Origin of the sequence: Pseudothauera rhizosphaerae, from assembly GCF_004801305.1 — a bacterium.
Classification (GTDB): domain Bacteria; phylum Pseudomonadota; class Gammaproteobacteria; order Burkholderiales; family Rhodocyclaceae; genus Pseudothauera; species Pseudothauera rhizosphaerae.
This window is the reverse complement of the sequence record NZ_SSOD01000030.1, coordinates 1-9,731: the sequence shown is the minus strand read 5'-3', so window position 1 is coordinate 9,731 and position 9,731 is coordinate 1. Positions and strand designations below refer to the sequence as shown.

Here is a 9,731-nt window from a genome sequence, read left to right as displayed (position 1 = left end):
CGCGGCCGATGATGCCCTCGCCGGGGGCGTAGATGCCGCGGGCGGCCTCCTCCTCGGTGAGGCCGACGCTGCGGTGGATGAAGATGCGCCCGGAGTCGGGTTCATACAGGCTCACCATGCCGCGCACCACCTTCAGGTGGCGCTGCATCAACTGCAGCAGGATGTCCAGGATCTCCGGCAGCTCCCCCGTCTCGGTGGCGATCCGGCTCATCTCGTGCAGCAGCGGGAGGAGGTCGGTGCGGCATTCCCCCAGGTCGCACTCGCACAGGTGCGGCACCTTTTTCTCCGCCGGCTCCACGGCGATCACCTTGCGCGCCAGGGGGGCAACATTGCTTCGTTCGGTCTGCATGACTGTTCTTCCTGTCGGGGCCTGCTCAATACCGTACCGGTTCTGCCTCGTTCGTCTCCGCCCTGCCGGCCAGCGTGTGGCGGTGCAGCAGGTAGCGGAAGCCCGTGGCGCCTCCGCCTCGTTCGATGTGGTGCTGCAGGGCCCGCACGGCTTCCTGGCATTCCCTTTCCACGGCGCGGTAGAGCGCGACGAGCAGCATCCCGTCTGCGGTCAGCTCCGTGCCGCCGCCGCGCCGCCCCCCGGTCACCCGGCGCACCAGGGGCACCCCGGCCAGCCTGTTCATCGTTTCCAGCGTGTCCCACGCGCCCTTGTAGGACATGGGCACCTCGCGCGCGGCGCGGCTCAGCGCCCCGGTGGCGCCGATGGCTTCGAGCAGGCGGATGCGCGTTTCGGTGAGCAGGGGCTCCCCCGCTTCCGTGCTCAGGGAGACCCGTCCCTGCAAGGCCTGATCCATAACGGTGCGCAGGCGGGGATGGCATGCACCGTCGAGGTTGTTTTCCGGATTTACTATAGTCGTTTCTATATAGCGATGGGCAAGCGAAAAATCGGCTGAAGACAGCGACGAATCACGCTTCTTGCCGTTCCGGTCCATGTCGTACTCCTTGATCCTTGCCTGCGCTTGTCGCTATTTCTCAAGCAAGAGTGGTGCCTGCCGGCGCGGACCCCTTCAGCCCCCCAACTGGCGCGCCGCCAGTTTGCCCAGTGTCACCAGCGCGTGGATGTGGCGCTCGGTGAAGGGGTAGCAGCCGGACAGGCGCAGGTGCCGCGTGTAGCGCCCGGAGGCGGAGAACAGCGTGCCGGGGGTGATGCTGATGCCCCGCGCCAGGGCCTCGTCGAAGAGCTTGTTGGTGTCGCAACCTTCGGGCAGTTCCACCCACGTCAGGAAGCCGCCGGTGGGTTCGGTGGCCCGCGTGCCGGCGGGGAAGACCTCGTCGATGAGGCCGCGCAGGCGGTCGATCTGCCCGGCGTAGGTGCGCCGCAGGCGGCGCATGTGCTGGGCGTAGCCGCCGGTTTCCAGGAAGGCCCCCAGCGCCTCGCAGGTCACCTCCGGCTGGGCCACGGAGGAGCAGAACTTGAGGTCGGCCACCTCCCGGTGGAAGCGCCCGGCCTCCATCCAGCCGGCGCGGATGCCGGGCGCCAGCGTCTTGCTGTAGGAGGAGCACAGGATCACCCAGCCGTCCCGGTCGAAGGCCTTGGCCGCGGGCGCCAGCGGCGTGGCGTACTGTATCTCGGCATATAGCGCGTCCTCGATCACCGGCACGCGGTATTCGTTGGCGAGCGCGGCCAGGCGGCGCTTGGATTCGATGGGCATGCTGGTGCCCAGCGGGTTGTGCACGTTGGGCAGCGCCACCACGGCCTTGACCCGCTTCTCCGACAGCAGCAGTTCCAGCGCGTCCATGGACATGCCGTTGGCCGGATGGGTGGGCACCTCGATGATGCGCAGGCCCAGGTGCTGGGCGAGCGGGATCAGGTTGAAGTAGGTGGGCGACTCCAGCGCCACCGCGTCCCCCGGCCGGGTCACCGTGCGCAGGGCGAACTGCAGCGACTCCATGCAGCCGTTGGTCAGGATCACGTCGTCGGCGGTCATGGTCACGCCCAGGTCCAGCGCGTGGCGGGCGATCTCCCGGCGCAGGCGCAGCGATCCGGGCGGCATGGCGTAGTCGTTGATCAGTTCCGGGTGGCGGCGCGCGGTGTCGGCCAGCAGGCGGGCCAGCCGCTCGCCGGGGTAGAAGTCGCTGCCCTTGGGGCAGGCCAGGGACAGGTCCACGTTGTCCGCGTTGGATTGGGCTGCCACCACGGCGGCGATGCGGTTCAGCACCGCGGTTTCGGCCGGCTTTGCCTTGGTGGGCGTGGCCGCGGGCTGCGGCCCGGGGGGCGCCGCCAGGCGGGAGCGCACGAAGTAGCCCGACTGGGGGCGTGCCTCCACCAGTCCCCGCGCCTCCAGGTGGCGGTAGGCGGCCAGCACGGTGTTGATGCTGAGTCCCCGGCTGCGGGCGGCTTCCCGCACGGAGGGCAGGCGCGCGCCGGCGGGCAGGCGGCCGTCGCCCATGGCGCCGCGCAGCTCGTCGGCGAGGGATTGATAGAGCGGGGTCTGGGTGGCTTCCATGGCGGGGATACAGAGTGTGGGGGGAGGGGTGGTCACAGTTTTCTGTTCGGAAAACTGTGACCAGTATAGATGATGGTTTCTGGCTCTGTAACCGTAAAACGCTCCGGCGCAGAATCCTCCCCCACAACCACCCCGCCGGAGCACGCCGCCATGATCGACCTGCCTCTGATGACCTACGTCGCCACCCTGTCCGTCACCCCCGGACCGAACAACCTGATGCTGGCCTCCAGCGGGGTGAACTTCGGCCTGCGCCGCACGCTGCCGCATCTGGCCGGCATCAGCGTCGGCTTCGGCGTGCAGATGCTGCTGCTGGGCGGTGCGCTGGCCTGGGTGATGAACTGGCTGGATGCGCTGCGTCCGCTGCTGGTGGCCGCGGGCTGCGGCTACCTGCTGTGGCTGGCCTGGCGCCAGACGCGGGCCGGCCAGCCGGGCGCGGGCGGGCAGGGCCGGCCGCTGGGTTTCGTCGGCGCGGCTCTGTTCCAGTGGGTCAATCCCAAGGGCTGGATGATGGTGCTCAACGTGGCGCTGCTCTTCCTGCCCCGCGGCGCCGGCTGGGACGCCGCGGCCACGCTGGCGCTGCTGTGCGCGCTGGTGAACCTGCCCTGCATCGCCCTGTGGGCCGTGGCCGGCGACCGCCTGCGCCACCGCCTGCGCGAACCGCGCCTGCTGGCGCTGTTCAACGGCACGATGGCGGGGATGCTGGCGGCGACGGCGCTGTGGATCCTGGTGGACGAGCTGGCGGCGGTCGCCTGAAGGCCCCGGCTCAGCCCGCGAGCAGGATGCGGTAGCGCAGCAGATCCTCGTCCGAGAAGCAGCAGAACAGCACCTGTTCCATGTCCGGCATCCGGGTCAGCGTGTCGCGCACCGTGGCGACCGCCACGCGGGCGGCCCGGTCGGGCGGATAGCCGTAGATGCCGGTGCTGATGCCGGGGAAGGCGATGGAGCGGATGCTGCGTTCGGCGCCCAGTTCCAGCGCGTGGCGGTAGCGCGCCGCCAGCAGGGCCGCTTCACCGCGCATGCCGCCCTGCCAGATGGGGCCGACCGCATGGATCACGTATTTCGCCGGCAGGCGATGCCCGCCGGTGATGCGCGCTTCGCCGGTGGGACAGCCGTCCAGCGTGCGGCATTCGGCGAGCAGCCCCGGTCCGGCGGCGCGGTGGATGGCGCCATCCACGCCACCGCCGCCCAGCAGCGAGCTGTTGGCGGCATTGACGATGGCATCGACGGCAAGCGTGGTGATGTCCGCCCGCAAGGCCTGCAGGCGTGTGGCGACGACGGTCATGGGCGGGCTCCTCCTCTCCGGTTGCGGCGTTCGTGCGCCGTCTTCTGCCAGCATAGCCCGGGCGCTTCAGCGTTGCATCCAGCCCTGAGCCGCCAGCGCGTCGCGCACGCGGGCGGCAATGCGTGCATAGCCCGCGGCGTTGGCGTGGATGCGGTCGGCGCGGTAGTCCTCGTCCGAAAGGGTTTCCGCCACCGCGGCAGGCACCAGGGCGAGCCCGTTCGCCCGGGCGATCTCCTCGTACAGCTCGTGGTCGGACAGGGCACCCAGCGCGGCGGCGCCCAGGGACAGGGCGGGAATCGCCACCAGGGCCACGTGGCCGGTGGCGGCACGGCTCTCGGCGACGATGGCGCGGATGTTCTCCCGCGTCGTCTCGGCGGGCACCTGGCGCAGGAAGTCGTTGCCGCCGATGGCCACGATGACCGCATCGGGCTGGTATTCCGCGAGCAGGCCGGGGAGCCGTCCGCGGGCGTCGGCGGAGGTGTTGCCCGGCACGCCGGCGTTGATCACGTTCCAGCCCGTGTGCCGGGCCAGCCCCTCCGGCCAACCCTGGCCGCGGGGTGCGCCCGTGCCGGCCACCAGGCTGTCGCCCAGCACCAGCACCGAGGCGCCGTCCGGCAGGGGGGCGAAGCGCGGGCGGTCGTCGGCGCAGCCGCCGAGGAGGGCGAGGCAGAAGAGGGCAAAGGCCAGGAAAGGGGAGATTCGTCTTGCGTGCGGCATGGGGGAGAGGATGGGAAGACGGGGTTGTCATTCTATCCGCCGGGGGCGAACCGGGGCGCGGGCCGGCGTACCATGGGCTCGGCCCCGCCACCGCACGCCTTCGCCATGACCTGCCCGCTGATCCTTTTCGGCGCCTTCGACCGCCACAACTTCGGCGACCTGCTGCTCGCCCGCTGCGCCATGGCGCGCCATCCCGGGCGCACGGTGGTGGCCGCCGGGCTGGCGGCGCGCGACCTGCGCCGCTGGGGCGGGCAGCGCGTGCGGGCGCTGGCCGATGTGGCGGCCGAATACCGCGACCAGCCGGCCGACTTCCTGCACGTGGGCGGCGAGATTCTCACCACCACCGCCTGGGAGGCGGCGGTGATGCTGCAGCCACCCGCCACGGCGGCGCGCCTGATCGCGGCCTGCCGCAGCGATCCCGCGGCCGGCCGGGCGTGGGCGGCGCAGTGGCTGGGCTGTGATGAGGGCCTGCCCTACGTGCGCGCCGCCCGCAGCCTGCCGGCGGCGTGGCGGGTCGGTTTCGAGGCGGTGGGCGGCGTGGGCCTGGCCGCGTTGCCGGCCGAACTGCGTGCCGAGGCGTGCGAAGCGCTGCGGCAGGCGGCCTTCTTCAGCGTCCGCGACGGAGTGACCCGCGCGGTGCTCGCCCGCGCCGGGCTGGATGCGCCCCTGGCCCCCGATCCTGCCGCAGATTGCGCCCGGCTCCTGGCCGCGCCCATCGCCCGGCGCGGGGTGGGGGGCGAACCGGCCCGCATCGCCGCGGCCCTGCCGCGCCGGCTGGCGGTTCAACTTGCCGCGGCCTGGGGCGACGACGGCACGCTGGCCCGCGTGGCGGCTTCGGTCGCAGCCACCGCCCGGGCGCTGCGGGCGGGCGTGGTGCTGTTTCGCGCCGGCCTCGCGCCCTGGCACGACGATCTCGCCGTGCTGCAGCGCCTGGCCGCACACATCGGCGCCCGCGACGCGGCCTTGCCCGTGGCCCTGTTCCGCTCCGCCCACGTGTTCGACATCTGCGCACTGCTGGCCGGCGCCGCGGGCCACGTGGGCACCAGCCTGCACGGTTCCATCGTGGCACACAGCTTCGGTGTGCCCGCCCTGTGTCTCGTGGAGGAGGTCGGCGCCAAGGCCGCGGCCTGCCTGGACACCTGGCATCCGGCGCCGCGGGCCTGGCTGGCGCGGGCCGAACTTCCGGCGGATGGGTGGGTGCTGCTGCCCGGCTGAGGGGCGGCCGTTTGGCCGGCAAGCGCCGAGGCAATCGGTGTTGTTGTGCCTTTCGGCACACGCTGCGGAGTTCCCTGGTGGCGCTGGCTTCGGCTCCGCTCAGCCAGCGCCACCGCACCCTGAGCGAAGCCGAAGGGAGCGAAGCCGAAGGGAGCAAGGCGCAACGTTCGGCCTTGCCGCCCCCATGGCCGCCTGTCGCACCTCGCGCAGTTTCATTGGGCGGGTGCCGCTCGGCGGCCGGTTCAGACAGCCGGCCGCGTCAGCCAGGCGAGAATCCGCCCCATCAGCCCGTTGATCGCGGCATAGCGCGCAGGCGGAGCGGAAAGGAGGTCGCTTTCCGCCTGCACGAAGCGCGCCGGCACCAGCTCGTCGCGGCAATGGGCGACGATCTCCCGCGCCGTTTCGGGCGTGGTCTCCAGGTGGAACTGCAGGCCGATGGCCCGCTCGCCGTACTGGAAGGCCTGGTTGGCGCAGGCCCGGCTGGAGGCCAGCCGAACGGCGCCGGGCGGCAGGTCGAAGGTCTCGCCGTGCCAGTGGAACACCTCGGTCGATGGGGGAAAGGAGAACAGCGCGCCATCTCCGCCGCCGCCCGCCAGACCTTCCACCGGGAACCAGCCGATCTCCTTCTCCCCGTTGGGGCGCACCGCCGCACCCAGTGCGGCAGCCATCAACTGGGCGCCCAGGCAGATGCCCAGCACGGGCGTGCCGGCTTCCATGGCGGCGCGCACGAAGCGTTTCTCGTCTGCCAGCCAGGGGTGCAAGGGCTCGTCATTCACGCTCATCGGCCCGCCCATGACCACCAGCAGGTCGACGTCGTCCGCTGCGGGCAGGGCGGCGGATTCGAAGAAGCGGGTACGGGTCGCGGCGTAGCCGGCTGCCTCCAGCCAGGGGCCGATGCTGCCCGGGCCTTCGAAGGGAACGTGCTGGAGGATGTGGGCGCGTTTTCTCATGGTCTCGGGCGTGGAAGGAAGGGGCTGGTGGGCGGTGATGCGCATTTTGCCGCAGGTCCACGTGACGTGGCTCTGCAATGATTCTGGTCTATAACGAACTTACATCGGTTCCAGGCATAACCAACCCCCGGCATCGGCTATCCATGGCCCTTGCCGGTTCAACAACAGGAGGTCGTCATGGGTTTTTTCAGCACCATTCTCGCCAAACTCGGTATCGGTGAAGCCAAGGCCGCTCCGGCCGCCGCCCCGGCGGCAGCACCGGCAGCAGGCGCTACCGCGACTGCGGCGCCGGCCGCGCCGGTTGCCATCACGCTGGTGGACGTGGAGGCCCAGCTGGAGAAACTCGCCGCGGCCAACCCGCAGAAGCTCAACTGGCGCACCTCCATCGTGGACCTGCTGAAGCTGCTGGACATCGACAGCAGCCTGGCCGCGCGCAAGGAACTCGCCACCGAACTCGGCTGCCCGGCCGACAAGATGGGCGATTCCGCGCAGATGAACATCTGGCTGCACAAGACCGTCCTGACCCGCATCGCCGCCAACGGCGGCAAGGTGCCGCAGGACCTGCTGGACTGAGGAAGCAGCCCTCCAACCCCAACGGAGCACTCTCATGCAGATCACCGACATCCTCGCCCAGATGGGCGGTCTCCAGTCCGTAGCACGGGAACTGGGCGTCAATGAATCGCAGGTGGCTGCAGGAGCCGACGCGCTGATCCCGGCCATCCTGGGCGGCTTCAAGAAACAGGCCCAGGCCCAGCCGACGGGCCTGGAAGGGCTGGGCGGCCTGCTCGGGCAACTGGGCGGCGGCGGTCTGCTGGACGACGTCCTCTCGCCCCAGCCCACCCACGTGGACCGGGGCAACGACGTACTGGGCCAGATCTTCGGCTCCAAGGACGTGAGCCGGGCGGTGGCCACCAACGCCGCCGCCCAGTCCGGCCTGGATGCCTCGCTGCTCAAGAAGATGCTGCCCATGGTGGCCATGCTCGTCGCGGGCTACATGCAGAAGCAGGGCGGCGCGGCCCAGGCCGCTCCCAGCGGCGGCGGGCTCGGTGGCCTGGGTGGATTGGGCGGTCTGCTGGGGGGGCTGCTCGGCGGCGGCAAGTCCGGCGGTCAGGCTTCCGGCGGCGGTCTTGCGTCCATGCTGGACCTGGACGGCGACGGCAATCCGCTGGACGACATCCTGAACGTGATCGGCAAGATGCGCTGACCGGCCGCCACCGCTTTCCCTGATCCCCTCGACAGGTTCGGGACAGGCTCTGCCGAAGGGTTCGCCCTGAGCCGGTCGAAGGGCTCAGTCCGAATGGTGTGGGGGCGATCAGAGAGTTCCCAAAGCCTGCTCCGCCGCGTACCGCGCGTGGAGCCAGGTCGTGTCGAAGAGCGGGACTTGCGCATCGTCCGCCGAGACGAGCAGCGAGATTTCCGTGCAGCCGAGAATGATGGCCTCCGCGCCCCGCGCCACCAGTCCGGCCATGATCGCCCGGTAGTCCTCCCGGGATTCGGGAACGATCCGGCCCAGGCACAACTCCTCGTAGATCACCCGATGCACCCGCCGCCGCTCCGCCTCGTCGGGCACGAGGACCCGCAGGCCGTGCCGCTCCTGCAGCCGGTCCCGGTAGAACGGCTGCTCCATGGTGAAGGCCGTCCCCAGCAGACCCACGGTGCGGAAACCCGCCGCCCTGACGGCCGCGGCCGTCGGATCGGCAATGTGGAGCAGGGGAATCCCCACCGCCGCCTCGATGGCCGGCGCCACCTTGTGCATGGTGTTGGTGCACAGGACGACGAAATTCGCCCCCGCCGCCTCCAGCCGCCGCGCCCCCTCCGCCAGCAGCCGGCCCGCAGCATCCCAGTCCCCCGCATGCTGCATGCGCTCGATCTCCTGGAAATCGACGCTGTACAGCACCACCCGGGCCGAATGCAGCCCGCCGAGGTGCTCCTTGATGGTTTCATTGACGATCCGGTAATAGGGAATGGTGGATTCCCAACTCATGCCGCCAAGCAGGCCGATGGTTTTCATGGGTGGAGATTACCGTGGGAGTGTTACCGGATTGAGCCGTCCGCGGTGACGGCCTGAATCAAGTCGAACGGCCTCCGCGAAACCCGGGGCGGTTCACTTTTGACGGTCCGCTTGACTACCGAGTTAGAACTATTTTTGGAGTCTTGATTTGAAACCTTTCCAATCAAGACTCGCGATGGGAAAGAACCTGTTGGGAGCTTTGCCAGTGAAAGCCACCCATGCAAACAAGAAGCACACATAGGAAATGACAATAAAACCAAAAACATCGTTAATGGACAATGGGTGTGCGGATGGAAAAGGCTTTTCACCATTCAGAGCTGCCTGAATGGAGAAGGCAGATATATAGAGGGCAAGAAGTGTCCAGGCCCATGCAAGGGTACGTATAAAGGTTGAAATGCGTGTGTTTTGCATAGCGTTCTAACGTTTGAATTCACCGGACTGCGCGGTTTTTCGCGCAGGTCCGGTGGAATGATGGGTTAGCCGATTTAGTTATAGAAAAGAACTGAAGCGGAGCCTAAACTCTTCATCGATCTCCCTGACTCTGCCCGACTTTACTTCAAGAAGCATCCGCCGGTTTGCATGGTAGGACTCGACCGAGCCGTCTTCCAATGTGAAATCGATTACCAATCGGAAATTCAAAGGCAAATTTACGCCCGGTGGCTCTATGAAACTCTCGCTCGTAAGCCACTTCAATAGTGACTGGGCGAGATGCCTATCCAAAATATCGGTCCTGACCGAAGCAGACTTTCTTACGTCTGAGGGGCTAAGTGCGTGTCTTGTCTCTACCTCCCATGGGACAAGGAAGACGGTCGCTGTACGGACTTGAGCAAAAACCGAAGTTGAAGCAAGAAGTAGAGCAATCAAGAGAGTACGGGCTGTGGTGTGCATGGCGGCTAACGTGGAAGTGAGGGGCAGCCGGAGCGAAGCGGAGGGAACCACAAGCGCAGCTTGTGGCTGTCCCTCTCGACGTCATGTTAGGGAATCGCTGATTTATTCCTCCGCCGGCGCCCCGGCACAGAGATGCGCTTGAGATAATGGAGGCTGTGTTCGAATGACAGGACGTGGGCCGATGCAATCGAGCTTTTCCGAGTTGGAGTACG

General features: G+C 68.5%; 10 protein-coding genes and 1 pseudogene. 4 read left to right on the top strand and 7 right to left on the bottom strand.

What is annotated here, in order from left to right; all coding sequences use genetic code 11:
- The 3 genes and pseudogenes from E6O51_RS21540 to E6O51_RS21530 form a co-directional block, all read right to left on the bottom strand.
- A pseudogene (locus tag E6O51_RS21540) lies at positions 1 to 349 on the bottom strand (hypothetical protein); the annotation flags it as partial.
- 25 nt (positions 350 to 374) lie between these two features.
- The gene (locus tag E6O51_RS21535; protein WP_230976877.1) at positions 375 to 791 is read right to left on the bottom strand and encodes a winged helix-turn-helix domain-containing protein; all 417 of its coding nucleotides are present in this window, start codon (positions 789 to 791) and stop codon (positions 375 to 377) included.
- Positions 792 to 1,016: 225 nt separating this feature from the next.
- Positions 1,017 to 2,456 (bottom strand): aminotransferase-like domain-containing protein, encoded by a 1,440-nt coding sequence (locus E6O51_RS21530; protein ID WP_136387091.1) that lies wholly within the window; start codon positions 2,454 to 2,456, stop codon positions 1,017 to 1,019.
- Positions 2,457 to 2,606: 150 nt separating this feature from the next.
- Here E6O51_RS21530 and E6O51_RS21525 point away from each other — a divergent pair, with 150 nt between their 5' ends.
- Complete coding sequence (locus E6O51_RS21525; protein WP_136387090.1) at positions 2,607 to 3,209, top strand: LysE family translocator; 603 nt, start codon at positions 2,607 to 2,609, stop codon at positions 3,207 to 3,209.
- Positions 3,210 to 3,219: 10 nt separating this feature from the next.
- On the opposite strand, the gene E6O51_RS21520 is transcribed toward E6O51_RS21525, so the two are convergent.
- Together E6O51_RS21520 and E6O51_RS21515 are read right to left on the bottom strand one after the other, a co-directional pair.
- Positions 3,220 to 3,738 (bottom strand): O-acetyl-ADP-ribose deacetylase, encoded by a 519-nt coding sequence (locus tag E6O51_RS21520; protein ID WP_136387089.1) that lies wholly within the window; start codon positions 3,736 to 3,738, stop codon positions 3,220 to 3,222.
- A 66-nt stretch (positions 3,739 to 3,804) separates the two neighbouring features.
- A complete protein-coding gene (locus tag E6O51_RS21515) occupies positions 3,805 to 4,455 on the bottom strand; it encodes a GDSL-type esterase/lipase family protein (protein WP_136387088.1) in 651 nt (216 codons plus the stop codon).
- Positions 4,456 to 4,560: 105 nt separating this feature from the next.
- On the opposite strand from E6O51_RS21515, the gene E6O51_RS21510 reads away from it, so the two are divergent.
- The gene (locus E6O51_RS21510; protein WP_136387087.1) at positions 4,561 to 5,670 is read left to right on the top strand and encodes a polysaccharide pyruvyl transferase family protein; all 1,110 of its coding nucleotides are present in this window, start codon (positions 4,561 to 4,563) and stop codon (positions 5,668 to 5,670) included.
- Positions 5,671 to 5,912: 242 nt separating this feature from the next.
- Here the strand turns inward: E6O51_RS21510 and E6O51_RS21505 are convergent, their stop codons facing one another.
- Entirely contained in the window at positions 5,913 to 6,665 is a 753-nt protein-coding gene (locus E6O51_RS21505; protein WP_230976876.1) for a type 1 glutamine amidotransferase, read from the bottom strand.
- Between the two features lie 132 nt (positions 6,666 to 6,797).
- On the opposite strand from E6O51_RS21505, the gene E6O51_RS21500 reads away from it, so the two are divergent.
- Both E6O51_RS21500 and E6O51_RS21495 read left to right on the top strand, forming a co-directional pair.
- Positions 6,798 to 7,193, top strand: a complete 396-nt coding sequence (locus E6O51_RS21500) for a DUF3597 domain-containing protein (RefSeq protein ID WP_136387086.1) — start codon at positions 6,798 to 6,800, stop codon at positions 7,191 to 7,193.
- Between the two features lie 34 nt (positions 7,194 to 7,227).
- Positions 7,228 to 7,824, top strand: a complete 597-nt coding sequence (locus E6O51_RS21495) for a DUF937 domain-containing protein (protein ID WP_136387085.1) — start codon at positions 7,228 to 7,230, stop codon at positions 7,822 to 7,824.
- Positions 7,825 to 7,932: 108 nt separating this feature from the next.
- Here E6O51_RS21495 and E6O51_RS21490 read toward each other — a convergent pair whose 3' ends face one another.
- Positions 7,933 to 8,631: an aspartate/glutamate racemase family protein gene (locus E6O51_RS21490; RefSeq protein ID WP_136387084.1), complete on the bottom strand. Its 699-nt coding sequence runs from the start codon at positions 8,629 to 8,631 to the stop codon at positions 7,933 to 7,935.
- Between the last annotated feature and the right edge of the window lie 1,100 nt (positions 8,632 to 9,731).